Source organism: Agathobaculum ammoniilyticum (assembly GCF_025567315.1).
Classification (GTDB): domain Bacteria; phylum Bacillota; class Clostridia; order Oscillospirales; family Butyricicoccaceae; genus Agathobaculum; species Agathobaculum ammoniilyticum.
Genome location: NZ_JAOQJE010000001.1, coordinates 100,835 through 127,310, shown reverse-complemented (window position 1 = coordinate 127,310; position 26,476 = coordinate 100,835). Strand labels below are relative to the sequence as shown.

Annotated in this window: 26 protein-coding genes and 1 other annotated feature; of the genes, 3 read left to right on the top strand and 23 right to left on the bottom strand. The window is 57.9% G+C overall.

The window, feature by feature from the left end:
- Window positions 1-7 precede the first annotated feature (7 nt).
- From ruvA to trpS, 7 genes are all read right to left on the bottom strand, one after another.
- On the bottom strand, window positions 8-616 hold the full coding sequence (ruvA, locus tag OCV66_RS00650; RefSeq protein ID WP_054325855.1) for a Holliday junction branch migration protein RuvA: 609 nt from the start codon (window positions 614-616) through the stop codon (window positions 8-10).
- Entirely contained in the window at window positions 616-1,107 is a 492-nt protein-coding gene (gene ruvC, locus OCV66_RS00645) for a crossover junction endodeoxyribonuclease RuvC (RefSeq protein ID WP_107630420.1), read from the bottom strand. The genes ruvA and ruvC overlap by 1 nt, the downstream gene beginning before the upstream one ends.
- Before the next feature lie 105 nt (window positions 1,108-1,212).
- Window positions 1,213-2,466, bottom strand: coding sequence for a methionine gamma-lyase family protein (locus tag OCV66_RS00640; protein ID WP_147573657.1), 1,254 nt, complete (start codon window positions 2,464-2,466; stop codon window positions 1,213-1,215).
- A 2-nt stretch (window positions 2,467-2,468) separates the two neighbouring features.
- Complete coding sequence (locus OCV66_RS00635; protein ID WP_147573656.1) at window positions 2,469-3,242, bottom strand: hypothetical protein; 774 nt, start codon at window positions 3,240-3,242, stop codon at window positions 2,469-2,471.
- Window positions 3,239-4,387: a non-hydrolyzing UDP-N-acetylglucosamine 2-epimerase gene (gene wecB / locus OCV66_RS00630; protein ID WP_054325853.1), complete on the bottom strand. Its 1,149-nt coding sequence runs from the start codon at window positions 4,385-4,387 to the stop codon at window positions 3,239-3,241. The genes OCV66_RS00635 and wecB overlap by 4 nt, the downstream gene beginning before the upstream one ends.
- Entirely contained in the window at window positions 4,374-5,507 is a 1,134-nt protein-coding gene (locus tag OCV66_RS00625; RefSeq protein ID WP_054325852.1) for an MraY family glycosyltransferase, read from the bottom strand. The genes wecB and OCV66_RS00625 overlap by 14 nt, the downstream gene beginning before the upstream one ends.
- A 26-nt stretch (window positions 5,508-5,533) precedes the next feature.
- Complete coding sequence (gene trpS, locus OCV66_RS00620; protein ID WP_107630415.1) at window positions 5,534-6,544, bottom strand: tryptophan--tRNA ligase; 1,011 nt, start codon at window positions 6,542-6,544, stop codon at window positions 5,534-5,536.
- A gap of 186 nt (window positions 6,545-6,730) precedes the next feature.
- Here trpS and glpK point away from each other — a divergent pair, with 186 nt between their 5' ends.
- Window positions 6,731-8,221 carry a glycerol kinase GlpK gene (gene glpK, locus OCV66_RS00615; protein WP_147573655.1) on the top strand — a complete coding sequence of 497 codons (1,491 nt, stop codon included), beginning with the start codon at window positions 6,731-6,733 and terminating at the stop codon, window positions 8,219-8,221.
- Between the two features lie 25 nt (window positions 8,222-8,246).
- On the opposite strand, the gene OCV66_RS00610 is transcribed toward glpK, so the two are convergent.
- From OCV66_RS00610 to OCV66_RS00545, 14 genes are all read right to left on the bottom strand, one after another.
- On the bottom strand, window positions 8,247-9,479 hold the full coding sequence (locus OCV66_RS00610) for a peptidase U32 family protein (RefSeq protein ID WP_242977783.1): 1,233 nt from the start codon (window positions 9,477-9,479) through the stop codon (window positions 8,247-8,249).
- Window positions 9,472-10,611, bottom strand: coding sequence for an endolytic transglycosylase MltG (mltG, locus tag OCV66_RS00605; protein ID WP_054325850.1), 1,140 nt, complete (start codon window positions 10,609-10,611; stop codon window positions 9,472-9,474). Before mltG ends, OCV66_RS00610 begins: the two co-directional genes overlap by 8 nt.
- A gap of 31 nt (window positions 10,612-10,642) precedes the next feature.
- Entirely contained in the window at window positions 10,643-11,530 is an 888-nt protein-coding gene (locus OCV66_RS00600; protein ID WP_054325849.1) for a CPBP family intramembrane glutamic endopeptidase, read from the bottom strand.
- Window positions 11,517-12,092, bottom strand: a complete 576-nt coding sequence (locus OCV66_RS00595; protein ID WP_054325848.1) for a 5-formyltetrahydrofolate cyclo-ligase — start codon at window positions 12,090-12,092, stop codon at window positions 11,517-11,519. Before OCV66_RS00595 ends, OCV66_RS00600 begins: the two co-directional genes overlap by 14 nt.
- Complete coding sequence (locus OCV66_RS00590; protein ID WP_054325847.1) at window positions 12,076-12,627, bottom strand: DJ-1 family glyoxalase III; 552 nt, start codon at window positions 12,625-12,627, stop codon at window positions 12,076-12,078. Before OCV66_RS00590 ends, OCV66_RS00595 begins: the two co-directional genes overlap by 17 nt.
- Window positions 12,628-12,643: 16 nt before the next feature.
- Window positions 12,644-13,441 carry a GNAT family N-acetyltransferase gene (locus OCV66_RS00585; RefSeq protein ID WP_054325846.1) on the bottom strand — a complete coding sequence of 266 codons (798 nt, stop codon included), beginning with the start codon at window positions 13,439-13,441 and terminating at the stop codon, window positions 12,644-12,646.
- Window positions 13,438-14,352: a DUF2156 domain-containing protein gene (locus OCV66_RS00580; protein WP_054325845.1), complete on the bottom strand. Its 915-nt coding sequence runs from the start codon at window positions 14,350-14,352 to the stop codon at window positions 13,438-13,440. Before OCV66_RS00580 ends, OCV66_RS00585 begins: the two co-directional genes overlap by 4 nt.
- A gap of 17 nt (window positions 14,353-14,369) precedes the next feature.
- On the bottom strand, window positions 14,370-15,146 hold the full coding sequence (gene thyX / locus OCV66_RS00575; RefSeq protein ID WP_107630410.1) for an FAD-dependent thymidylate synthase: 777 nt from the start codon (window positions 15,144-15,146) through the stop codon (window positions 14,370-14,372).
- Window positions 15,147-15,149: 3 nt separating this feature from the next.
- Window positions 15,150-15,887, bottom strand: coding sequence for a WecB/TagA/CpsF family glycosyltransferase (locus OCV66_RS00570; RefSeq protein ID WP_147573654.1), 738 nt, complete (start codon window positions 15,885-15,887; stop codon window positions 15,150-15,152).
- A 165-nt stretch (window positions 15,888-16,052) separates the two neighbouring features.
- Window positions 16,053-16,367 carry a phage holin family protein gene (locus OCV66_RS00565; RefSeq protein ID WP_161804664.1) on the bottom strand — a complete coding sequence of 105 codons (315 nt, stop codon included), beginning with the start codon at window positions 16,365-16,367 and terminating at the stop codon, window positions 16,053-16,055.
- Between the two features lie 84 nt (window positions 16,368-16,451).
- The gene (gene leuB / locus OCV66_RS00560) at window positions 16,452-17,528 is read right to left on the bottom strand and encodes a 3-isopropylmalate dehydrogenase (protein WP_147573653.1); all 1,077 of its coding nucleotides are present in this window, start codon (window positions 17,526-17,528) and stop codon (window positions 16,452-16,454) included.
- Between the two features lie 5 nt (window positions 17,529-17,533).
- Window positions 17,534-18,025: a 3-isopropylmalate dehydratase small subunit gene (gene leuD, locus OCV66_RS00555; RefSeq protein WP_054325843.1), complete on the bottom strand. Its 492-nt coding sequence runs from the start codon at window positions 18,023-18,025 to the stop codon at window positions 17,534-17,536.
- A 16-nt stretch (window positions 18,026-18,041) separates the two neighbouring features.
- Complete coding sequence (leuC, locus tag OCV66_RS00550; protein WP_174887834.1) at window positions 18,042-19,304, bottom strand: 3-isopropylmalate dehydratase large subunit; 1,263 nt, start codon at window positions 19,302-19,304, stop codon at window positions 18,042-18,044.
- A 20-nt stretch (window positions 19,305-19,324) separates the two neighbouring features.
- The gene (locus OCV66_RS00545; RefSeq protein ID WP_390126344.1) at window positions 19,325-20,860 is read right to left on the bottom strand and encodes a 2-isopropylmalate synthase; all 1,536 of its coding nucleotides are present in this window, start codon (window positions 20,858-20,860) and stop codon (window positions 19,325-19,327) included.
- A gap of 41 nt (window positions 20,861-20,901) precedes the next feature.
- Window positions 20,902-21,141, bottom strand: a binding site (T-box leader).
- A 222-nt stretch (window positions 21,142-21,363) separates the two neighbouring features.
- On the opposite strand from OCV66_RS00545, the gene OCV66_RS00540 reads away from it, so the two are divergent.
- Both OCV66_RS00540 and OCV66_RS00535 read left to right on the top strand, forming a co-directional pair.
- A complete protein-coding gene (locus OCV66_RS00540; protein WP_159068003.1) occupies window positions 21,364-21,939 on the top strand; it encodes a phosphatase PAP2 family protein in 576 nt (191 codons plus the stop codon).
- Window positions 21,936-23,354 (top strand): lipopolysaccharide biosynthesis protein, encoded by a 1,419-nt coding sequence (locus OCV66_RS00535; RefSeq protein ID WP_147573651.1) that lies wholly within the window; start codon window positions 21,936-21,938, stop codon window positions 23,352-23,354. The genes OCV66_RS00540 and OCV66_RS00535 overlap by 4 nt, the downstream gene beginning before the upstream one ends.
- A 35-nt stretch (window positions 23,355-23,389) precedes the next feature.
- On the opposite strand, the gene OCV66_RS00530 is transcribed toward OCV66_RS00535, so the two are convergent.
- On the bottom strand, window positions 23,390-23,818 hold the full coding sequence (locus OCV66_RS00530) for an RrF2 family transcriptional regulator (protein WP_054325841.1): 429 nt from the start codon (window positions 23,816-23,818) through the stop codon (window positions 23,390-23,392).
- 75 nt (window positions 23,819-23,893) lie between these two features.
- On the bottom strand, window positions 23,894-26,476 hold the full coding sequence (locus OCV66_RS00525) for a translation factor GTPase family protein (RefSeq protein WP_147573650.1): 2,583 nt from the start codon (window positions 26,474-26,476) through the stop codon (window positions 23,894-23,896).

Below are 26,476 nucleotides of genomic sequence, written 5' to 3'. Positions count from 1 at the left end.
CACCCCTTTACTGTTTGACCAGCTTTTTCAGGCATTGGCGGATGATCTCCTCCGCTTCCATCTGCGCGGCGTCCATCCCCTCCATCGCCTGAAGCGCTTCCGTTTGGCTGTACCCAAGCACCATGAGCGCCGCAACAGCCTCCTGCGTATGGTTGACCCCGCCGGACGCCGCGGCCATGGCAACAGGCGATACGCTGGACGCAGTCTCCAACTGTTCCTTGCTCATCTTGTCCCGCAGCTCCAAAACAATGCGCTGCGCGATTTTTTTGCCGATGCCTGGCGCCTGCATCAGCATTTTTTCATCCCCTGTGATGATGGACAGCGCAAGCCGGTCCGGCGGCGCGACCGACAGAATGGAAAGAGCGGCTTTCGGCCCCACGCCGGATACGCCGATCATCATTTCGAAGCAGGACTGCTCCTCCTCGTCAATAAACCCGTATAATTCAAAAATATCCTCGCGGACATTCAGATATGTCAACAAACGCGCGCGGGCGCCGATTTTCAGCTTGCCGATCGTGTTCTGCGAAGCGTGACATGCATATCCCACACCGCCGCAGTCGATTACGGCAAGCCCTTGCTTGAGCAGCGCGACCGTACCCTCTACATAATAAAACATCAAATACCCTCATACCGTATTGCATTTCTGGAATGGCCGTGGCAGATCGCAAGCGCGAGCGCATCCGCCGCGTCATCCGGCCGCGGAAGCTTTGTCAGATGCAGGATGCTTTTCGTCATTTCCATCATCTGCTTTTTTTCTGCGTTGCCATAGCCGACCACCGCCATTTTGACCTGGTTCGGCGTATACGAAACCGGATGCAGGCCCTTTTGGGCGAGCGCAAGCAGGATCACGCCTCTTGCCTGCGCGACCTGGATGCCGGTCGTAATGTTTTTGGAGAAAAACAGCTCTTCAATCGCAACCTCGTCCGGATGAAACGTATCGACCAACGTGCTGATATCCTCATAAATCTCACACAGACGCAGATGCATCGGCATGCCGGCCTTTGTTGTTGCCGCGCCGTACTGCACGGGCGTGAACTTGAAGTTTTCAAACCGCACGACCCCATAGCCGATCGTACCGTAGCCAGGGTCGATACCAAGAATCGTCATAGCTGCAAACCTCTGCCCTCTCAACCCAAATATTGTACCACGAAACCGCTTTTCGCGCAACCATACCCGTGAAAAAAGAGCGGTCCCGCCGCTCTTCCTCCACTTTCACGATTTGGCATTGCTGATACGCTCAGCCGCGAGCAAAATACCGGCTTTGCCTGAAGCGTAGGTCAGGCCGCCCTGTAAATAGCACACATACGGCTCCCGCATCGGAGCATCCGCCGACAATTCAATGGAAGCGCCCTGCACGAAAGCGCCCGCCGCCATGATGACCGGATCGTCATAGCCCGGCATGGCCCACGGCTCCGGTGTCACAAAGGAATCGACCGGCGCGCCCGCCTGAATCCCTTCGCAGAACCGGCGCAGCGGCTCCGGCGCGCCGAACGCAATCGTCTGGATGATGTCATACCGCGTCTCTTCCGCTTTCGGGCTGACCTCGTATCCCATCAGCTCCATGACCTTGGCGCAGAAAATGGCCGTTTTCAGCGCTTGCGCCGTGATATGCGGCGCCATGAACAGCCCCTGATACAGCAAACGGTTCTGTCCTATGGTGCAGCCGCACTCCCCGCCGATGCCGGGCGCGGTCAGCTTATAGGAGGCATTCTCCACCAGATCCGAGCGGCCTGCGATGTAACCGCCGGTGGGCGCAAGACCCCCGCCCGGGTTTTTAATCAGCGAACCCGCAATCAGATCCGCGCCAACCTGGGTCGGCTCAGTCTCCTCCACAAATTCGCCGTAGCAGTTATCCACCATAATCGCGGCTTCGGAGCCTGCGGCACGCACCGTCCGGCAGATTTCTCCGATCTCCTCGCAGGACAGCGTTTTACGTACGGCATAGCCGCGGCTGCGCTGGATGAACACTAGTTTGACCGCTTGGTCTCGCACGGCTGCGGCAATCGCTGGCAGATCGGGCGCGCCGTCCTTGAGGTCCACCTGCTTGTAACCGATACCATAGTGCTTCATGCTGCCGCAGTAATCCCCGGTGATTGTGTTTTGCAGCGTGTCATACGCCGGACCGGTGACTGAAAGCACCGTGTCCCCTGTTTTGACTGCGGAAAACATCGCGCAGGAAAGCGCGTGCGTGCCGTTGACAAAGCCGATGCGCACCAGCGCGGCCTCCGTCCCGAAGATATCGGCATAAATGCGGTCCAGGGTGTCACGCCCGTGATCGTCATATCCATAGCCGGTCGTGCCGGCAAAAAGGTTATCCGACACGCGGTTTTTCGTAAACGCCGCCAGCACCTTTTCCGTATTCCGGTCGCAGATCTCTTCGATACGAGAAAAGCACGGCATGATTTCGCGCTCAGCCTGACGGCCGAGCGCGCGTATTTCTTCCGATATTGGTAAATATTCAGACATTTTCAGTGATTCTCTCCCAACGCCGAGCGCCCATCCGGCAAATCAAAAACCTGGTCCTCCGGCGCTTCGGTTTTCAGTTCGCTGACCGTCACCTGACGGACCAGCGTATCGCCGCTGTAAAACGACGCTGCTTTCAGCAGGCCGGAGGCTGCTGATATGTAATATACACAGCGGTAGCCTCCCTGCTCAAATTCCACACGGATACACGGCTCATAGTCCATGTCCTGCCGCCCCGCATCCAAAAGCCGCACCTCTTCCCCCAATACGTCCTCGTAGGTGGGCAGCATGGCAGCCGCGTCGTCCGTAAAATCGCCCCAGTTTCCCTCATAAGCGCTGGAAGCACCGTTCTCCCAGGCATAAACAGTATCGCCCCTGCGCAGCAGGGTACTTTCCACGCTCCCCGACGCCTGCAGGGTATCAGTCCGCACCACGCCATCCTTGACATATTGGCGGCAGGACAGCGTGGACGAACCGCCCGCATAGTACAGCGTATTTTGTATGCTGCAGCTATAGGCGGTCGGACGTACCAAGGACGCAACGACCTTTTGCGCATTCACAGGGCCGATCTCGATATCCGCGACGCTCTGCGCAGTCAGCATCTGGCTTCCCGAGCTGACGACCGGCGCGTTTTGCGTACCATCGGACAACACGATGCCGGTATCCCGTTCATGCAGCAGGCCGGAAGCAAACAGATATGCCAGCGCCAGCAGAGCGACAAATACGCCGGCGCCAATGGCCGCAATCAGAGGGGCGGACAGCTTTTTCTTCATTTTCACGGTGTAAACGGCGCGGGGCCGCCTTCCCGCAGGCCGAAATAATGCTCAATCGCCTGTACGATGCGTTCAGAGGTCTGGCCGTCGCCATATGGGTTGACCGCATGCGCCATTGCTCCATAAGCCTGCGCGTCGTCCAGCAGCTCGCGCGCCAGACGGACGATGTTCTCCTGCTCCACCCCAGCCAGCTTGACTGTGCCGGCCTCGATAGCCTCGGGCCGCTCGGTTTCGCGGCGCAGCACCAGCACCGGCTTGCCAAGACTGGGGGCCTCTTCCTGCAGGCCTCCGGAATCCGTCATAATTAGATAGCAGCGTGCCATCAGGTTGTGCATCTCATCCACCGCGAGCGGATGGATCAGATGGACGCGGTCGTTCCCACCCAGAAACTTCTCCGCCGTTTCACGCACATACGGACTGAGGTGAACCGGATACACGAAATGCACATCCGGATAGGCCTCCGACAGCGCGGCGATCGCGCGACAGATATTTTCCATCGGCTCGCCATAATTCTCCCGCCGGTGCGCGGTGACCAGCACCACGCGGTTATTCTGAAAATCAAGCGTTTTCAGCTGCTCGTCGCGGAAAGCAAAATCCGGCCGGACCGTCATGTGGATCGCATCGACGACGGTATTGCCGACCACCGAAACCCCATCCGTGATGCTTTCGCGCGCCAGATTATCCCGATTGCGCGGGGTCGGCGCAAAATGCAGCGTCGCGATCTGGCCGGTCAGCTTGCGGTTCATCTCCTCCGGGAACGGAGAGTACTTGTCATAGGTGCGCAGGCCGGCCTCTACATGCCCGACCGGTATTTTATGATAAAACGCGGCAAGCGCGCCTGCGAACGTCGTCGAGGTGTCTCCATGCACCAGCACCATATCGGGCTGCGCCTGCTCGAACACATCATCCAACCCATGCAGGCTTTTCTCTGTAATCAGTGCCAGCGTCTGCCGCGGCTGCATGATGTTAAGGTCATAATCCGGCTTGATCTGAAAAATATCCAGCACCTGATCCAGCATCTCGCGGTGCTGCGCGGTGACGCAGACGATCGGCTCGGTATGGGCATTCTTTTTCAGTGCATGCACCAGCGGCGCCATTTTGATCGCCTCCGGCCGCGTGCCGAACACAGTCATCACTTTAATTTTGTTCATCGTCTGTTTTCTCCTTTTGTGCGTCCCCATCATCCCTGTCTTCTGCCTCTGGGGTTCCATCGTGCGGATGCCTGCCCCAGTGTTCCGCGCCGTAGATGACGCATGCGCCGACGATAATTGCGACCAATACCGCCAGCAGCAGGATAATGGCCTTTACTTCCCCCGACGAGGTCAATACGACCGCTGTCAGGCCAAGGGTCGCGCTGATCGCGTACAGGATCGCGACCGCCTGCTTCTGGTTAAAGCCCATATCGATCAGCTTGTGATGGACATGGCCGCGGTCCGGACTCATCGGGCTGCGCCCCGCCGCCACGCGGCGGATGATCGCATTGGCCGTGTCAAAAATCGGCAGCCCCAGTATCAGGAACGGAACAGCGAACGAAATGACCGCATAAAATTTGAACAGGCCCATGATGGATACCGTTGCCAGCATATAACCAAGGAAGGTCGAGCCAGTATCCCCCATAAATATCTTTGCGGGGTTCAGGTTATACGGCATAAAGCCGACGCATGCGCCTGCGAGCGCCGCCATTGTGACAGCGATCATCATGTTCTCCGTCAGCAACGCGACCGCCAGCATGGTGATCGCAGCAATGGATGAAACGCCGACCGCCAGTCCGTCCAGGCCGTCGATCAGGTTCACGGCGTTGGTAATGCCTACAATCCAGAGGATCGTCACCGGAATTGCAAAAATCCCCAAGTGGAAGTACGCTTCGTCGGAAAACGGGTTCAAATTGGTGAACAGCTTGATCTGCAGATCCCCTACGCATACAGGTATCGCCGCCGCGACAATCTGCACAACGAATTTGAGCTTTGCGCCAAGCGCCAGGACATCGTCAAAAATGCCCAGCGAAACAATGATGATCGCTCCCAGCAGTACGCACAGCATGGTTTTGTCCAGTTGTCCGAAAATCAGAATCGAGCAGAGGAAGCCGCCGAAAATGGCCAACCCGCCCAGCCGCGGTATGGGTTCCTTGTGCATGCGGCGGTTATCCTTGGGAACGTCGATCGCGCCGACCTTGTGCGCGAACTTTTTGACCGGCGGCGTAAAGAAATACGACAGCACGCCCGCCGCGGCAAACGCGGCGACAACCATACCGATCACGATATATTCAGGCATTTTTTGTTCCTCTCAAAAGCAGATGTTCAGCGCTTGACAAACCCCAGCTTCCGGTAAACCTTGTCCAGCGTTTTCCGCGCCAGGTAGGACGCTTTCTGCGCGCCCTCGGTATATACCTGCTGCAGGTAATCCTTGTTGCGCAGCAGATCCTCCGTCTTTTCGCGGATTGGGCGCAGCAGCTCGACGACCACCTCGCCCACCGCCGGCTTGAACTCCCCATAGCCCTTGCCCGCAAATTCCGCTTCCGCCTCGGCAACCGTCTTGCCAGTCGCAAGCGCGTAAATCTGCAGCAGGTTGGAAATGCCGGGCTTGCCCTGCGGGTCCATGACGATGCGGGCGTCCGAATCGGTCACCGCGCGCTTGAACTTGCGCATGATCACATCCGGCTGATCCATCAGCAGGATATACCCGTTTTCATTTTCATCCGACTTGCTCATTTTCTTTTCCGGATCGGACAGGCTCATGATCTTCGCGCCCTCGCCCGCCTTCGGATAGCGTCCCTCCGGAATCGTGAAAGTATCCGGAAAAACCCCGTTAAAGCGGTTTGCAATATCGCGGCAGATCTCGATATGCTGACTCTGGTCCACGCCGACCGGCACAATATTGGTCTGGTACAGCAGGATGTCCGCCGCCATCAAAACCGGATAGGTAAACAGGCCGACATTCACATTATCCGAATGCTTGGCGGACTTATCTTTGAACTGCGTCATGCGGGAAGCCTCTCCAAACATGGTAAAGCAGTTGAGCACCCAAGCCAGCTCGGCGTGCGCCGGCACATGGCTCTGGATAAACAGGACGCTCTTTTCCGGATCAAGGCCACAGGCGATATACTGCGCAAGCACCTCCAACGTCTGGCGCCGCAGCGCTGCCGGATCCTGACGCACCGTGATCGCATGCATGTCAACCACGCAGTAGATGCAGTTATAATCCTCCTGCAGCAGCGGAAAGTTGCGGATCGCGCCCAGGTAATTGCCCAGCGTCAGTTTGCCGGACGGCTGGACACCAGAAAAAATGGTTTGCTTCTGATTTTCGCTCATATAGAAAACTTCCCTTACAAATTAGAATTTACTTTGTGACAGGTTTGTGCTAAAAGGCTATACTCGATTGTAATAATATCATATTTTGCCCACTTTTGCAATGTGTTTTCGCGCATTTGCGGAATATTGACAGCAGCAGGGGCCGCGGGGTATGATAATAGCAGGAAAAAGAGAGGCGGCGATCCAATGGCAAACTATGTATTGGCACTCGATCAGGGGACAACCAGCTCGCGCGCAATTTTATTCGACAACGAACAAAACATCCTTTCCATCCGGCAGCACGAACTGTCACAGCACTATCCCCGCGAGGGCTGGGTCGAGGAGGACCCCATGGAAATCTGGTCAACGCAATACGCCGCTATGCTGGAGGCTCTCGCTGCGGCAGACGTTTCTCCCGCTGATGTTTCCGCGATCGGCATCACCAATCAGCGCGAAACAACGATCCTGTGGGACAAGGCCACCGGCCGTCCTGTCTATAACGCAATTGTATGGCAGTGCCGGCGTACCGCCGATATTGTGGACAGCCTCGTGCGGCAGGGGCTGACCGATCACATACGCAATACGACCGGACTCGTGCTGGACGCTTATTTTTCCGGAACAAAAATCAAGTGGATTCTGGACCATGTCGAAGGCGCGCGGGAAAAAGCCGCGCGCGGCGAGATTCTGTTCGGCACGGTGGATTCCTGGCTGGTATGGAAGCTGACCGGCGGGAAAGCGCATATCACTGACATGACCAACGCCGCCCGCACCATGATCTTTGATATCCATAAGCTGGACTGGGACGACACCCTGCTCCGTGCACTCGACATCCCGCGCGCCATGCTGCCGCGCGTGTGCTCCTCCAGCGAAATTTACGGCTATGTCTCCCTTCCCTGCGGCGACGTGCCGATCGCCGGCATTGCAGGCGACCAGCAGGCTGCGCTGTTTGGCCAGACCTGCTTTGACGCGGGGGATGCGAAAAACACTTACGGGACAGGCTGCTTTCTGCTGATGAATACAGGGGAACAGGTTTGCGAAAGCAAAAACGGCCTGCTAACCACAATCGGCATCCATATTGCGGGAAAAACCCAGTATGCTCTGGAGGGCAGCGTATTTATCGGCGGCGCGGTGATCCAATGGCTGCGCGATGAAATGCGCTTTTTCTCCGAAAGCCGCGATGCGGAATACTACGCCAAGAAGGTGCCGGATACCGGCGGCGTATACCTTGTTCCCGCGTTCACCGGCCTCGGCGCGCCGCATTGGGACATGTACGCGCGTGGCTGCCTGATCGGCCTGACGCGCGGCACCAGCCGTGAGCATATTATCCGCGCCGCGCAGGAATCCATCGCTTATCAGGTTAACGACCTGCTTGACGCAATGGCGCGCGATACCGGCGTCCCTCTCGCCTCCCTTTCTGTTGACGGCGGCGCGAGCAGGGACAGTTTCCTGATGCAGTTCCAGGCGGATATCTCGAACTGTACCATCCGGCGGCCGGTCATCCGTGAAACGACCGCGCTCGGCGCATGCTATCTGGCTGGGCTTGCTACCGGTGTTTGGAAAGACCGGCAGGAACTGAAACGGCTCTGGCGCTGTGACACGCTGTATGCCCCCCATATGGAGACGCAGGAGCGCGTCCGGTTGCTGGACGGCTGGAATAAAGCGGTGAGCCGGAGTCTGGACTGGGCGCCGCACAACTGAATCGAGACAAACGAAAAGGAACGGCCTAATTCGGCCGTTCCTTTTTCTTTCTGAGAATCGCGTATTCACTCACTGGGAATGGGAACGCAAACTGCACTTTCATCTGTGGGACATTGAAAAGCGCCAGCGCTTCCCCCTCTTCATTTACCGCGTTTTCCGCGCGGAACACATGCGGTTCCCTGCCGGGCTGCAGCAGCTCCAGCTCCTCCCCTCGGAAAAAGCGGTTTTTCAGCGCAAACACCGCCTGTCCGTCCGCACCGCAGCAGACTGGCATCCCTACGACCTCGTAATCGCGGATATACTGGCTGTCGCCATAATGCTGGCCGTTCTCCCCACTTCCGAAGTAAAAGCCGGTGTAATATTCCCGATGGCTTACTTTATTGACCTCCTCCGTGCAGAACTCCGGCAGCACGAATGTCTCCGGAGAGGCGCGGTACGCGTCGATCGCCGCGCGGTAAGCCCCGGTCACGCAGGCGGCGTAGTAAGCCGTTTTGTTGCGTCCCTCGATCTTAAATGAATCCACCCCCGCGCGGATCAGCTCTGGAATATGCCCGATCATGCACATATCCTTGGAGTTATACAGATAGGTGCCGCGCGCGTCCTCCTCGACCGGAAAATATTCCCCCGGCCGTTTTTCCTCCATCAGCGCGTAATTCCACCGGCACGGCTGCGCGCACGCGCCGCGGTTGGCGTCCCGCCCTGTCATATATTGCGAAATCAGGCAGCGGCCCGAATAGGATATACACATCGCGCCATGGACAAACGCTTCGATTTCCAGCGTTTTAGGGGTCTTTTCCCGTATTTCCGCGATCTCGTCCAAGGAAAGCTCACGCGCCAGCACAATCCGCTCTGCCCCAAGATCCGCCCAGAAATTCGCCGCCTCATGGTTCAGGATGCTGGTCTGGGTGCTGATATGCAGCGGCACATGAGGCGCGTATTTCCGTGCCAGCCGAAGCACGCCCACGTCCGCCACGATCAGCGCGTCCGCTCCCGCATCCTCCAACAGCTCCAGATAGGATGGAAGGGCGAGCAGGTCGCGGTTGGAGGGCATGATATTAACCGTTACATAGCACTTGACGTGCCTCCCATGCGCATAAGCGATGCCGGAACGAAGCGCTTCTTCGTCAAAATTGGCGGCAGCGGCCCGCATGCCGAATTGCTGTCCGGCGCAATACACGGCGTCCGCTCCATACGCAATGGCAAAGCGCAGCTTTTCCATATCCCCTGCCGGCGCGAGCAGCTCCGGCCGCTTATTCACCGCTTCCCTCCGCGCTGGCGGCCGCAGCCTGCGCCGCGTTGGAGGCGGCGATATTCGCCTCATGCTCCGCATAGCTGTTGGCAAACAGATGGCTGCCATCCGGCATGGCGACATAGTAGAAATAGTTATGCTGCTCGGGATGGCTTGCCGCGTACAGCGAAGCGTAGCCGGGATTGCAGATCGGTCCGGGGGGCAAGCCCTGCTTGGTATACAGGTTATATGGCGTATCGGACTGCAGATCCTCCTCGCTCAGCTTTCCGCTCGTCCGTCCCAAGCCATACAGCACCGAGGCGTCCACCTGCAGGTAGGGGAACGAATCCGGATTGTTCAGACGGTTATAAATAACACCCGCGATCGTCGCGCGCTCCCCGTCCTGCTGCGCCTCGCGTTCGATCAGGGACGCAACCGTTACGATATCGTGCATCGACATGCCAAGGTTCTCGGCCCCTGCCTGGATCTCATCGTCATACTTTTCATCAAAGTTGTTGAGCATCTTGTTGAGACTGGAAACGACCGTGGAGTTCCCCTTGTATATCTCATAGGTGTCGGGGAATAGATACCCCTCCAGCCAGCCCTGCTTCGCCGGCTTTTCCTCCTGTAAAAACTCATGCTTGAACTCGTAATCGTTGAGCGCTTCGTCGATCGCTTCCTCCGTGCAGACGTGCTCATCAAGCAACAGCTGCTTGATCTGCATGGTCGAATAGCCTTCCGGCACGGTTATCTGGATCGTCTCCGTGCTGGTGGAATTTGCCAGCGTGTCGATGATCTGCCCGTAATCCATATTGGGATTGAGCGCGTAGGCGCCGGCCAAAACGCTCTCGTTATCCCCTTTCAGACGGACATACAGCTTGAAAATCGTGCCGTAATTAATCACGCCCTCATCGTCAAGCTGTTTGGCAAGGGAGAGAACGTCCGTATTCTCCGCAACGGTTATTTCTTTTACCGCGTCGTCCTTGACAAACGCAAACACGTCGTTTGCAACAAAAATCGCCACCAGCGACAGGACGATCGAAATGCCCAGCACGGCGATTACATACACAACCGTGCCCGCACACCCGCTGTTCTTGCGCCGCCTGCTCCGGCGGCGCGTTTGCTGTACCGGTTGGGTTTGCTGATTCTCCATGTTTTCCATGTTTTCACCTCATCCATTTCTCAAGGTTTTTTCAGATCCAGTGCAGCACTACTTTGACGAGAAACGCCACGATAAAAGCTATAACACCGGGATTGCGCACGAGCAGGAACAGGTCGTACAGCCCCGCACCCTTTTCCAGGTGCGGGATATACCCCTTTGCCAGCAGTCCTTCCGCCCCGCGCAGCGTCAGATACAAAAACAGCAGCAATACGATCGCATTGATCGCCGCGAAATGATTCCAAATGCCAAAGGCGGCATAAGTATCCGTGATCCAAAGGACAAAAACATAATACAGATTATTGACCGCGTGCGCAAGCACGGCCGGCCAAACGCTTCCGAACGCATACGTCAGATACGCATAGGCGATACCCGCCAGCAGCGGGCCGAAAAAATTCATCAGGCTGCCGTGCAGCATCGCAAACGCAAAGCCGCTGAACACCAGGCACGCGCCGGTGCCGACGCTTTGCTCCTGCGCGGCCATCAGCGCGCCGCGCAGATACATCTCCTCCACGGTCGCGCTCAGCGCTACGATCACCAGCAGCTTCCCTGGCAGCGTCATGCCGGTCTGCGGTGTGTCCAGCGCGGTTGCAGTCAGATCCGCTCCGGCAAGGCCGGCGATCTGGTATATCAGCAGGTTCAGAAAAAGCGACAGCACCGCCACCGTTACGCCGAGCTTAACCGTTACGCCGAGCGCCCCTTTGGGGAGCCGCCTGGGCCGCAGGCGCTGGCGGACCGCCTTCTGGTCGCGCAGAGAGACGACCGCCAAAACCATCGGCAGCAGAAAAGCCGCTGCCTCCGACAGCGCGGTCAGCGGCGCGCCGCCGCCGAGCCGTCCTGCCAGCCGCCCCATGCCGGTCAGCAGGCAAAAGCACAGAAACAATGACAGGCCGGGCAGCAGCGCGATCTTATTGTTTTTCATCCGTGTGCAGCACCCGCCTTTCGGTAAAAATCCAGCCGCAGCGCTGATCGAACGCCGTGCGCGGCAACCGTTCCAACAAACGCCCCTCCGCGCACAAGGCAGCCCGAATGGCCGGCGTCCGTATCATAAAGCGGTCGTAATATCCGCCGCCGTAGCCCAGGCGGTACCCCGCACGGTCGCAGGCCAGCGCCGGTGCGACAATCAGGTCGATACGCTCCGGCGGCACCTCCCGCGCAGACGCATCCGGCTCCAGAATGCCGAAGCGTCCCGTCCGCAGGCTGTCCAACGACGCGATATGGTACGCCCGCATCTCCCCCGCGCGGAGGCAGCGCGGCACGCAAACGTTTTTCCCCTCGGCAAGCGCCTGACGCAGGATACCATGCGTATCGATCTCATCCGGCGTGGATACATAACAGAACACGCATTGTGCGCGGGCAAAAACCGTACTGGCCAGCAGCCGCTCGGAGATACTCCGATCGGCCGCGGCTTTTTCCGCCCGCGGCTGCTCCATCCGCTGCTTCAGGAAAAAGCGGCGTAGCTCCGGTTTATTTTCCAAACGCATACAGCGCGGAATCCGCCACACGGCGGGCCTCCGCTTCACCGCAGAGCGCGGAGACGAGCGTACAGGCAAAATCCAACGCGCCGCCCACGCCGCACGCCGTGATGATTTTTCCATCCCGCACACAGGTCTGCCGAACTGCGGTCGCACCTTTCATTCCATCCTCCATGCCGGGGTAGCAGGTCGCCCTGCGCCCCTGCAGCAGCCCCATGCCGCCCAGAATGACCGAGGGCGCGGCGCAGATCGCCGCGACGAATTTGCCATCGTCATAGCACTTCCGCACGGCATCCGTCACACGCTTGTCCGCATACAGGTTGGCCGTACCCGGCATTCCGCCCGGCAGTATCACCGCTTCCGCCGCATCCCAATCCGCTTCGTCCATGGAAAGCTCGGTTTCCACGCCGATACCGTGAGAACCGTGTACGATTTTACCGGTCACGCCCACCAGCTTTACCTCCACACTCGAACGGCGCAGGAGATCGACCGGCGACAGCGCTTCCAGTTCTTCAAAGCCTTCTGCCAGCAACACATATACCATTGTTGTCACACACCTTTCAATTGAGCATTAAATTCATATAGCCGCAGGAAACCGCCCTGGGCACATGCCATTTGATACAGCCCAGGGCCGTTTCCCGACCGCATGCCGTATAGGTGAACGCATCTTTCCGCAATACCTCCAGCAAGCCCTGCTCCCGCTCCGGCGTCATGCCGAATGCTTCCTGTGCGGTATCCTCCCAGCAGAACGCATAGGCAGCCAGCTTACCAGCCTCCCGCCAGCCGTACACGCCCTTTCCCAAAGCGTCGAACAGCGCTATCTGCCCCGCCCAGCAGGATGGGCTGCGCGCGATACGGCAGGGTGCGGCAAGCCGGTCATACAGCGCCGCGAGCTGTGGGATATCCTGTTCGGAAAGACGCTGCGGAACGCTCCCCCGCGTCTTTTTCACGATCTCGTGGCGCGCTATGCGAAAAAACGGCTCATAGCCAAACGGCCGGTAAAAGCCGAACAGCCACTCCTCCGCAGGGATAAGCGTGGAGGCAGTTCGTCCCGCCGCGCGGTCAAGCGCAAAGGAATGCTCCAGAAGCCGCGCCATATGTCCCTGCCGGCGATAGTCCGGATGGGTGCATGCCCCGTAAATATAGGTCGCTTCGGACACATCGCCCCCGCAGTCCAGACGGTACGGCAGCATTTGCACCATCGCGCACAGCGTGCTTCCCTCAACCGAGAGCAGCGTTTTCCCGATATCGAAAAAATGGGCGAAAAAATACGGATTGAAGCCTCCCTCGTCCGGAAAGCAACGCTCCCAAAGCGCTCGAACCGCGCCGGCATCCTCCGGTCCAGCAAAGCGGATCATTCCGCACGCTCCTTTGGCACGGCCGTGTATTTCACGCCGCGCATCACCGGATAATAGGATTTTTTGGCTTTCCGAAGCCCCTCTATACCGAGGTCTTCCTCTCTGTTGACGTATTCCACATCATCGCAGTTCCGCAAAACGAACTGCTGGTTGATCATTTGGTAAGCGCCCGGAATCGTATGGTCGGCCTTTTCGATCTGTACCACATACATATCCGGCGTTGCCCGGCATCCAAACGTGAAAGCGATCACTTCGCCATCCAGACGCAGCAGCCCGCCTTTGAGCGCAAGCGCGGAGAAGTTGTGCAGCGCCTGCACAATCGCGCAGGTTTCCCCCTGAAAGTCCCGATTCTGCGCACAGCCGTTCTGATTGCACCAACGGATATGGTATCCAAACGCATCCTTGACGTTTTCCGGCGTCATATCCTCATAGCTCCATCTGCCCTCATACGCGGTTTTAAACCGGTTGACCAGATTGCGCTTAGACTGCAGCTTTTTTCCGGACAGGGTGCGCAGCTTTTCTGCAAGGTAAATGTAGTCATCCCCATCCTCATTATCGTGGGAGAAAGAATACTTTTCCGGCCGGACAGCTTCGATCCGTTCGATCATAGGCTCCGCTATGGATACCAGCTGGAACGGGATTCCCCGCTCCGCGGCGTCGGCTTCCAGCGCGTCTAGCGCGCCGCCCAGATCTCCCTCTCCAATCGGCGCCAAGTAACAGTCATGCCCGCCGTCAAGCGGCGTCATCTTGACCAGCAAAAAACCGTCGCGGAAGCAGATCTGCGTGCCATAATGACTACGCCACATAAACAGGTCGACAAAGCAACGCTCGCACAGATGGTAATTGTAATGGGCGCCGCAGGCCTCGACCGCCCGCTTGTCCTTCAGTGTGATTTCGCAAAATGGTAACATAAAAAATATCCTTTTCCTTATTGTCCCGCTGTCTCTCGCAGCTTTTGATAATATGCGCGTACTGCACCCGCCTTCCCGCAGGACATTTTACCCTCGGTGCAGGCGCCGTCCACGCACGCAGGCCCGCAGTGCGCGAACAGCGTCGGCGCGACCGCGTATACCACGCGGTACATTTCCTCTGCAAGCGCGCGGATCTCCCACTGCGCGCGGTTGCAGCAGCGCAGCTTAAAAAAGTTTTTCAGGCTGCGTGCATTGGCAGTCATCACAATGCGGGTAGCACAGGCATTCGGCAGCACATATCGAGCGTCCTCGATCGCGTGCTTTTCCGCCTGGCTGCGCGCCTGCTTCTCCGGAACGCCCTGCGCGAGCAGCTCCTCAACGTAGCCCTCCATCAGCGCGGCGGTCAGCGCCTCGTAGGTGCGCTGGTCATCCTCCATCGCCCGAATAAATTGTTCCCGCGCCGCTGGGATTTTATCGATCTCCGGCGGCACGACATACTCAAACCCGCGTTCCCTCACATACCGCTGGGACTGTACGGAAAACGAGGCCATGCGGTGCCGCGTGATCTGCGCGAGCAGCGAACGCGACACGCCCTCGATCGCAAATGTAAACGACACATGCTCGATCGGGCTTTCATGCCCGATCTCTGAAAGCATATGGACAAAACTTTGGGTTTTTTCCTCTGTCAATCCGTCCAGCACGCTGTCGACATCTGTGAAGGAATAGCAGTTCTTGGCCGCCGCCGCCACCAGCTTTTCCGGTTCGGGCGTGTGCGCCAACAGTTTCACTTTCATTTTTTATTTTCCTTTCCGTCCCAAAAGGCGCTCCCGAAACACGATAAGCAGGAATTTGGGCAGCTTCATCATACGGCCGATCCGGCTGGGCTGCTTGAGCAGGCGGTAAAACCATTCCAGCCCCAGCCGGATAAAAATATCCGGCGCGCGCTTTGCTTCGCCTGCGAAAACATCGAGCGAGCCGCCCAAGCCGCAGTACAGAGTGGCATGGATTTCGTCGATATGCGCGGAAATGAACTTCTCCTGCTTCGGCGCCCCCAGGCATACGAACACAGCGTCCGCGCCGCCACAGGCATTGATGGCCTCGACCGCTTCCTGTTCATCGGAAAAATAGCCGTCGTGCGTTCCTGCAAGGACCAGCCCGGGGTATTTTACGCAGAGGTTTCTGCCCGCCTTTTCTGCCACGCCCGGCTTTGCGCCGAGCAGGTAAAGGCGCATTCCTTCCTTTGCCATGGCAGCGGCAAGGCTTTCGGCAAAATCTATGCCGGCGACCTTGCCGCACAGCTCCTCGCCCAGGATTTTTGCGGCATAGATGATGCCGATGCCATCCGGCAATACCAGGGCGGCATGATTCACCACCCTCATAAAATCGCTGTCCTTTCGGCAAAGATCCACTATTTCCGGATTTGGCGTCACCACATACCCCTTTTGCCGCGCGCGGATCCGGCTCATGGCCAACTCCACCGCCTGCTGCAACGTTACGGCATGAAAATGCACGCCCAGAATTGAAGCGGTTTTCATCTCTTTGTCTCCCATATTTTCACATCATTGCTGCATAATACACATTCCAAATCTATTTTATTATAGCGCAGTTGTTTCAAAATCTCAAGCCTGCAAGGTATAAAACTGGATGATTCGGAAAATTGATGTAAAAAGCCAGGCAAAGCGCCTGACTTTTGGTGTTTTTCAATCTTTTTTGTCTTTCCGGCACGAACAGCCGCCTAGGCCGCAGTGCGAGATCACTTCATTGAGGTAAACGGACATTCCGGTGCAGAGGATTCCCTGCACCATACCATCGAACAGAGCGGCTGCCCAGTTTGCATACTCCCCGTAGCGGGAAACAGCCGACAGACAGGCCAGCATGATGCCGCAGCCGGTAAGGGCAAGTGGAATAAATTGATTGGGGAATTTTCTGATTGCCTTGAAAGCGCGCCCCAAGCAATACAGGACTGCCACCAGAATGGCATAATCCGCCTTGATATATTGCGAAACCTGCTCCAAATTCATTCACCTCCCATCCATTTTATGAAAGGAAGCGAAAAAAAGGAACGCCGGCCCACGGCCGGCGTTCCTCTCTGTCAACAATCAAAGTTGTGCGCGGATGAGCGCCCCCATCTCGCTGGTGGAGAGCGCTTTTTCCCCCGGCGCGGCGATATCCGCTGTGCGATGGCCCGCGTCCAGCACGGCCTCGACCGCGTTCTCAACCGCGTCTGCCTCGGCCATGAGGCCGAAAGAGTAGCGCAGCATCATCGCACAGGACAGGATGGTCGCGATCGGGTTGGCGATGCCTTTGCCGGCGATATCCGGCGCGGAGCCGTGAATCGGCTCGTACATGCCCTTGCCGCTCTCGTTCATCGAGGCGGAGGGCAGCATGCCGATCGAGCCGGTGATCATGGATGCCTCGTCCGACAGGATATCGCCGAACAGGTTGCCGGTCACGATCACGTCGAACTGGCTGGGATTGCGGACAAGCTGCATCGCGCAGTTGTCCACATACATATCCGAATATGCTACCTCGGGGTACTCGTCCTTGATGCGGTGCATGGTTTCGCGCCAGACGCGGCTGGTTTCGAGCACGTTCGCCTTATCGACCGAGCAGACCTTCTTATTCCGCTTCATCGCCATCTCGAACGCGCGGCGGCCGATGCGCTCGACCTCGTAGACCGAGTAGTTCATATCATCCGCGCCGGTCTCGCCCCAGCCCTTGTCGCTCTCGCGGCGGTAATGCCGGCCGAAGTATACGTCGCCGGTCAGCTCGCGGCAGACCAGGATGTCAAAGCCGTCGCCGATGATCTCGGGCTTGATCGGACACGCGTCGGACAGCGCCTTGTGCATCTGCGCCGGACGCAGGTTGACGAACAGGCCGAGCGCCGAACGCAGGCCGAGCAGCGCTTTCTCCGGGCGTTTTTCCGAGGGTACTTCGTCCCACTTAGGGCCGCCGACCGCGCCGAGCAGCACGGAGTCCGCGTTTTTGCATATCTCGATGGTCTCCTCAGTCAGCGGGATGCCGTTCGCGTCGATCGAACAGCCGCCCGCGAGCACCTCCTGATAGTGGAAGGTGTGGCCGAACCGCTCGCCCACCTTGTCGAGCACCTGCATGGCTTCGGTCACGATCTCCGGACCAATACCGTCGCCCTTGACGACTGCGATATTGTATTCCATCGGACTTACTCCCCTCTCTCTTTGAGCGACTTCAAAAGGCCGCCCGCCTGGATGATGCTCTGGATGAACGGCGGGAAAGCCGCCGCCTGATAGGTCTCGCCCTTGGTTTCATTGGTAATCACGCCGGTGTCGAAATCGACCGAAACCGTGTCGCCCGCATCGATGCCGTTCGCCGCCGCCTCACACTCGAGGATGGGAAGGCCGATGTTGATGGCGTTGCGGTAGAAAATGCGCGCGAACGAGGCCGCGATCACGCAGGACACGCCGTTTTCCTTGAGGACAAGAGGCGCATGCTCACGCGAAGAGCCGCAGCCGAAGTTGCGCGTTGCCACGACGATATCACCCGGCTGCATCTTTTTGACGAAATCCGCGTCGATATCCTCCATCGCGTGAGTTGCCAGCTCCTTGGCGTCCGCGATGTTCAGGTAGCGCGCGGGGATGATGACGTCGGTATCGACGTTATCCCCATATTTGAAAACTCTGCCTTTTGCATTCATGGTATTGTTTCCTCCCTTACTTCAGCTCGTCGGGCGCGCAAATATAGCCTGCGACCGCACTCGCCGCCGCAACGGCCGGACTTGCCAGATAGATCTCCGAAGTGATATGTCCCATGCGGCCGACGAAATTGCGGTTGGTGGTCGAAACCGACCGTTCGCCGTGCGCCAGGATGCCCATATGGCCGCCCAAGCATGGGCCGCAGGTCGGGGTGGAAACGATTGCGCCCGCCTGGATGAAGATTTTGGTCAGCCCCTCCTCGATGCACTGGAGATAAACCTCCTGTGTGGCAGGGATGACGATGGTACGCACGCTCGGATGCACCTTGCGGCCCTTGAGAATGGCTGCTACGGCGCGCATATCGTCGATGCGGCCGTTGGTACACGAGCCGATGACCGACTGCTGCACCTCGATATGACCCAGTTCGTTGATGGTCTTGGTGTTCTCGGGCAGGTGCGGACACGCGACCGTGGGCTTGAGGGCAGACAGGTCGATCTCGATCTCCCTCTCATATACCGCGTCCGGATCAGCCTCGAACACCGTGACCTCACGGTCCACGCGCCCCTGGATGTACGCCATGGTCTTTTCATCCACGGGGAAGATTCCGTTCTTCGCACCCGCCTCGATCGCCATATTGCAAATGGTGAAGCGGTCGTCCATGGACAAGGAGGCCACGCCCTCGCCCACGAACTCCATGGACTGATACAGCGCGCCATCCACGCCGATCTGGCCGATGATGTGCAGGATCACGTCCTTGCCGGACACCCACGGGCTAAGCTTGCCCTTGAGTACAAACCGGATCGCGCCCGGCACCTTGAACCAAGCCTTGCCCGTCGCCATGCCGGCGGCAAGGTCGGTCGAACCCACGCCGGTCGAGAACGCGCCCAGCGCGCCATAAGTGCAGGTGTGGCTGTCCGCGCCGATAATCAGCTCGCCCGGGGCGGTGAGCCCTTTTTCCGGCAACAGCGCATGCTCAATGCCCATCGCGCCCACGTCATAGAAGTTGACAATCTGATGTTTTTTGGCAAACTCTCGGCATTCCAGGCATTGCTCCGCGGACTTGATATCCTTATTCGGCACGAAGTGGTCCATCACCAGCGCGATCCTGGTGCGGTCAAACACCTTGTCAAAGCCGGCTTTCTCCATTTCACGGATCGCGACCGGACCGGTGATATCGTTGGCAAGCGTCAGGTCAACGTTCGCCTCGATCAACTGCCCGGCTTCCACGCTTTCCAGCCCCGCATGCTTTGCGAGTATTTTCTGTGTCATCGTCATGCCCATAACAGTGCTTCCCCCCTGTTTTAATCGATAAAGTACTTATTGATGCCATTGATGTAGGCCTTGATAGATGCCTCGATCACGTCGGTCGAAACGCCGCGGCCGGTAACGATCTCTCCCCCGTCAACGCTGATCTTGGCGATCGCTTCCGCCTGCGCGTCCTCACCATCGGTCATGGAGCGCAGCGAGTAATCCTCCAGCTCCACATCCTTGTCAACGATCTTATTGATTGCGCGGAACGCCGCGTTGATCGGGCCGTCCGACACGGCCGCGCGTTCGAAGGTTTCGTCGCCCTTCTTGACGCGGATGACCGCGGTCGAAGTGATGGTGTTGCCCGAGTTGATGACAAAGCGGTCCAGCGTGTAACGCTCCTCACCGGAAACCGGCACCGCGCCGACCAGCGCTTCCAGGTCGCGGTCCTTGATGACCTTTTTCTTGTCCGCCAGAGCTTTGAACTTTTCAAACGTCTTGTTGAGCTTTTCCTGATCCAGCGTATAGCCCAGCTCACGCAGCCGCTCCTCGAACGCATGGCGGCCGGAATGCTTGCCCAGCACGATTGCGTTCTTCGGGATGCCGACCGACTCCGGCGTCATAATTTCGTAAGTCTCCTTGTTTTCCATCACACCGTGCTGATGGATACCTGCCTCGTGCGCAAACGCGTTCGCACCGACGATCGGCTTGGTCGGCGCCACGGAAACGCCCGTGATGGTCTGGATCATGCGACTGGCGCGGTAGATCTGCGTCGTATCAATGCTGCAGGCGATGCCGAAAATATCCGCGCGCGTTTTGAGCGCCATAACGCATTCCTCCATGGAAGCGTTGCCCGCGCGCTCTCCAATGCCGTTGATTGTGCATTCGATCTGGTCGATGCCCGCTTCCACGCCGGCCAGCGAATTTGCGACCGCCATACCCAGATCGTTGTGCATGTGGCAGGAGAGTACAATATTTTCAATGCCCGGCGTATGCTCGCGCAGGTAGCGGATCCGCGCCGCATACTCCTCTGGAATCATATATCCGACCGTATCCGGAATATTAATCGTGGTCGCTCCTGCCTTGATTGCGGTTTCAAACACGCGGCACAGGAAATCCAGATCCGAGCGGCAGGCGTCCTCTGCGGAGAACTCGATATCGTCGCAGTATTTTTTCGCATAGGCAACATTGTGCGCAACCGATTCCACCACTTCGTCCGGCGTCATTTTAAGCTTATACTGCATATGCACCGGAGAGGTGGCCAAAAACGTATGGATGCGGGCGTTCTCTGCGCGGCGGATGGAATTCCACGCCGCATCGATGTCCTTTTCGTTGCAGCGTGCCAGCGAACAGATCGTTGAGCCGCGAACGATATCTGCGATCGCCGCGATCGCGGCCGCGTCGCCCGGGGAGGCGGCGGCAAAGCCGGCCTCTATGATATCGACCTTGAGCATTTCGAGCTGCTTGGCTACCTCGATCTTTTCGTTCAGGTTCATGCTACAGCCGGGGGACTGCTCACCGTCGCGCAGTGTTGTGTCAAATATTCGAATTGTTCTGCCCATTTTCTTGTCCTCACTTTCTTGTTTCAGGGTGTACAGGGACAAAAAAAACTTCGTCCCTTAATCCAAAATTAAGAGACGAAGCGAAAGCTCCGCGGTACCACTCTTGTTGCCGCATTCCTGCGACCACTCAGCGCGCATCTAACAATACGCCGCCCCTGTAACGGAGGGCCTCCGTTCCAGCCTACCGGCCAAAGGCTTTCAGCGGACAGCTCCCGGGCGAGTTTCACCGTTTTCTGACGCTGCCTTACACCGGCCGGCAACTCTCTGCGGACAGGGACGCGGTTACTTTACCCGTTCATCACTTTTTTCATTATGTGACTATATTACTCTCTGCCCTGCGGCTTTGTCAAGTGCTTTTTCAGATTTTTCTTTGTGCCATTCGCTACATTTTGATAAATCTTGCTAAGCAGCGCTTTATCTGGTATAGTTACTGGTATAGCAAATACGATTTTCAAAAAACCTGCATCTGGCGAAGGGAGCACCCACGTGTTCGCCCCTCCGCCGCAAATTCCACTGAGAGGAGTTCCGCTGTGGAAGTTTTCTGGGATATTGTCCATACGTTTGATTATGAAATCCTGCTGCAGCTTTTCCAGCATTGGCGCGGCGGTGTGTCCGACGCAGTCTGGACCGTATTCTCCACCCTGGGCAACGGCGGCGCACTGTGGATTGCGCTGGCGGTCATCCTGCTCTTTTTTAGGAAGACCCGACGCGCGGGGGCCGCGATGCTCGCGGCCCTGTTGATCGGCCTGCTGGTGGGCAATGTTTTTCTGAAGGAATGGGTCATGCGGCCGCGTCCCTTTGTCACGCATCCGGAGCTGACCGCGCTGCTCGACCCGGGCGATCAGTGGTCGTTCCCCTCCGGCCACACGCTGTCCTCGTTTGCCGCCGCAACAGCGCTCTGCTTTTTCCACCGAAAAGCCGGCGCTGCCGCTTATGTGGTCGCTGCGCTGATCGGTTTTTCCCGTCTTTACGCCTGTGTACACTATCCGACCGATGTGCTCGCCGGCCTGTTGATCGGTATCCTTTGCGGCCTGCTTGCCGTGTGGCTTGTCGACCGTCTTTTTGACCGTATCCATGCCGCTCGTCTGAGAAAGGGTGTCCAATGAATCAGTATAAGCGCCTTTTAAGCAACACGTTTATTTTTGCGGTCGGCACATTCAGTTCCAAAATCCTTGTGATTCTGATGCTCCGTTTTTACACGGGTATCCTCACGCAGGACGAAATGGGCGTGGCGGACCTGATCGTCAAAACCACAAGCATCCTTTATCCGGTCGTGTCCCTGTCCATCGGGCAGGCGGTCATCCGCTATGGGCTGGAACGCAGGCAGAGCAAGCCCGAGGTGTTTACCATCGGGCTGCTTACCTTACTCTGCGGCTTCCTGATCTCCCTGCCGTTCCACCCCGCGCTCAGCCTGATTCATTATAAAACCTCTTTCGGCACAAGCGGTTCCCTGTTGGATTACCAATGGCTGATTTACCTGTATGTGCTGACCTCCTGCACGCAGAATGTATGCAGCCAGTTCATCCGCGCGCTCGGCTTTGTCCGCCTCTATGCGGTCGACGGCATCTTCCGCACGCTGATGACCATTCTGCTCAACATCCTCTACCTGAAGGTATTTGAGTGGAACATATTCGGCTATGTATTTTCCATTATCTGCGCGGACGCTCTCTCCACGATCTGCCTGTTCCTGATTGCCGGACTGTGGAAATATATCAAGCCGCTGCAGATCAATTTCCACCTCTGGCGGGGCATGCTCGCCTATTCCCTGCCCCTTGTACCCGATGCGATTTTTGTTTATATTGTCGGCTTTTTCGGGCAGACCTTTCTGGCCAGCATGCAGAGCACCGCGGTCAGCGGCATCTACTCGGTCGCCTACCGCGTCCCCACGCTGATCGCGCTGGTAGCGTCCATATTTGTCGACGCTTGGCAGCTCTCCATGGTCAATGACAATTCCCGTCCGGAGCAGATCCGCTTCTTTTCCAACGTTGGAAACACCTACAGTTCAATCGTTTTCATTATCGCTTCGGGCGGCATCATGTGCGCCAAGCTGGCTATGATGATCCTCGCTGTTCCCAGCTACTTTATAGGCTGGATGTTTATTCCCCTGCTGGCGGTCGGCGCGGGGTTCAACTGTCTTTCCAGCTTCCAGAAAAGCGTCTATCTTTTGGAAAAACGCACGGTCCCCTCTTTCCTTTCCACCGCGTTTTCCGCGGTCGTTAATATTCTGCTCAACGTGCTGCTGATCCCGCGGTACGGCGGCATGGGCGCCGCCACCGCGTCCATGGTCAGCTATATCGGCCTGTTCCTCTATCGCGCGATTGACAGCCGCCGGTTCATGCCGATCCACTGGAATGTCAGGCGTCTGGGAGGCACCGTACTCCTGCTCGCCGTCCAGACCGCGCTCATGCTCACGGAGCCGCCGCTCTGGATCGTCTGGCAGCTGCTTCTGTTCGGTTTCGTATTCCTGCTCAACTGCAAGGAGTTGCTTCTCGGCGTAAAAAAGCTTTTGCACCGCGCGTAAGCAAATAAAAGCCGCAGGCCTAAGCCTGCGGCTTTTCAAATGGAAAAATCCAGCGACTGTCCCCTGTGGATCAAATCCTCGAGCGTCACGGAATCGACATACTGATTGATCGTATCAAATAAGCCGCGCCAAAAATTCAATGTGATACAGTCGCCCGCGCGCGAACATTCGACCGGCTCGCTCTCCAAACACGCGACCGGAGCGAGCGACCCCTCCGTGATGCGCAGGATATCGCCGACCGTATATTCCGCCGGCGGTCGGGAAAGCTGGTACCCACCCTGCGCACCGCGGATCGACCGGACAAAGCCCGCCCGCGAAAGCTGCACAACAATCTGCTCCAGATATTTTGCCGATATCTCCTGGCGCCTGGAAATATCCCGCAGCGGGATAAAGCCCCCTGCGTCATGCTGCGCAAGGTCGATCATCAGGCGCAGCGCATACCTGCCTTTTGTAGAAATCTTCATATGGCATTCCCCTCTTTCCACTATTATTCCACAGAATTACTATGAATTCAAGCAGTAAAGCGCAGAGCTACCCGTTCACCGGTTTTTCATCTCCCGCAAAACGCTTTGAATATGCTCGCTTGCCTGCTGCACTTCCCATTTCAGCTCGGTCGCAGACATGCGTTCCGCCCCATGCCCCAGAATAATCATCTGCTCCATACCGTCCGAGGTCGCGACCCGAACCCGATGCTTGCGGGACAAGTCATAGGATGCCTGCTCAATATACATATCCGCAGTCTCCGCCTCCTTGGTGTAAACGACATCCAGGCCATGTAGCTTCTCGACCGAGCCGACGCCGCCCTTAACCTTATACGCGTCAAACACCACGATCAAATGGCACTTGCGCACGCTTTGATAATCGCTGAGCAGGTTGAGCAGCGCTTCCCGCGCGGCGTTGATGTCCCCCGCCGCGATGTCGTGCAGCTCGTCCCAGGAGAATATGATGTTGTAGCCGTCCACCAGCAGGTAATCCTCCGCGCGGATGCGGGTCACATACAGCTGCTCGAGCGTAGCGCTTTTCCTGCGGCTTTGCTGGAACGCCTCGAACCCCCGGTCCTTGATCGGGCCATAGGTGCGTTCAAACAACGCGCGAAGCTCCGCGTCCTCCTCCAGGCCCGAACCTGCTCGGGAGCGTGTCTGCCGTGCCGGCGGCGTATCCGTCTGTTCTTTTCCGCCGCCCAGCCGGAGGCCGCTGTCCAGATGCGCCTGCGCGGGTACTTCGTCCCATTTGACGACATGCCCCGCGCCATGCGAGCAAAAAACCGAATCCGGTGTGTTTTCCACGTCATGCGCGGCGTCGTATGCCGCCGCCGCGATCACTTCCGCCGCATTATGGCACGGCTCGTAGCCGGACAGCTCGCAGGAAAGCCGCCCCTCACCGCGCGTATACGCCGCAACCTCAGTCCAGTAATCGCGTAGGGTGGACACTGGCGCCTTTCCGGTCAGTACCGCGCGGCCGTCTTTGCTTTCCGGTATCTCAAACGAACCATCCAACCGCTGAATATCGCTCATCGCCCGCCCGATACAGCTTTCCGGCACCTCAAGTCGAAAAGCATAATACGGCTCCAAAAGAATGCTGTCCGCCTGCATCAAGCCCTGCCGCACCGCGCGGTAGGTCGCTTCCCTAAAATCTCCGCCCTCGGTATGCTTAACGTGCGCCCGACCGGTAAGCAGTGTGATCTTCATATCCGTGACCGGCGCGCCGGTCAACACACCGATATGCGTCTTCTCTCCCAGATGGGTCAGGATGAGCCGCTGCCAGTTCAGGTCCAACACATCGGTCGGGCAGGCGGAAGCAAACACAAGGCCGCTGCCCCGCTCGCCCGGCTCGAGCAGCAAATGCACCTCCGCATAGTGGCGCAGCGGCTCAAAATGACCGATACCAACAGCCGGCGAAGCGATCGTCTCTTTATAAACAATCCTGCCCGTGTCAAACTGCACGGCCGCCCCAAAGCGTTCCTCAATCAGCCGTGCCAGTATTTCCAGTTGAACCTCGCCCATAAGCTGCAGGTGGATCTCCGCAGACGCTTCATTCCACGATACCCGAAGCTGCGGGTCTTCCTCCTCCAGCAGCCGCATGTTTTGCAGCATCACATGCGGGTCGCAGCCATCCGGCAGCCGCATCCGATAGGTCAGCACTGGTTCCAGCGCCGGTGATAGCGCGCCCGCCACGCTCCCCAGCCCCATGCCCGGCATGGTATGCGTCAGCCCTGTCGCCGCGCAAACCATACCGCATTCCGCTGTTTCCACCGTCCGGTACTTCATGCCGGAATAGATCCGAAGCTGGTTGACTTTTTCCTGCCAGCCGCCGTCCTCGCTGCCACTGACCACCTCGCGCACACGCAGCGTACCGCCGGTCAGCTTGAGATAGGTCAGCCGTTTTCCCTGCTCATCCCGCGCGACTTTGAACACCCTCGCTCCAAAAGCCGCGCCATCCGCCGGCATGTCCGTATAGCGGTCCAATCCGTCCAGCAGGTCCTCCACACCCTGTAGATGCAGTGCGGAGCCGAAATAGCATGGGAAAACCGTTCTTGTCCGAATCAGTGCGGCAATATCCTTATCCCGCACGGCCTGTCCGTCCAGATACCGCTCCAGCAACGTTTCATCGCATACCGCCAGGCTTTCTTCAAACGCCTGCCGCGCGGCGTTTCCGTTGAAATCAACGCAGCCCTCCCCCAGCTGCTTTTTCAGTTCGGCGAGCAGTCCCGCCCGCTCCGTACTAGCGAGGTCCATCTTGTTGACAAAAACCACTACAGGGATCTGATGCCGCGCAAGCAGTCGCCAAAGCGTATGGGTGTGCGCCTGTACGCCGTCCGTACCGCTGATCACCAGAACCGCATAGTCGAGCACCTGAAGCGTGCGCTCCATCTCCGCAGAGAAATCCACATGTCCCGGCGTATCCAGCAGGGTGACAGAGGTTCCCGCCAGATCAAAAACCGCCTGCTTGGAAAAAATCGTGATACCGCGCTCCCGTTCCAGCGCGGCCGTATCGAGAAAAGCATCCCTGTGGTCCACTCTGCCAAGCCTGCGCAGCACACCCGCCCGGTACAACATCGCTTCGGCCAGCGTGGTTTTACCGGCATCCACATGTGCCAGAATTCCGACGACAATTCGTTTCAT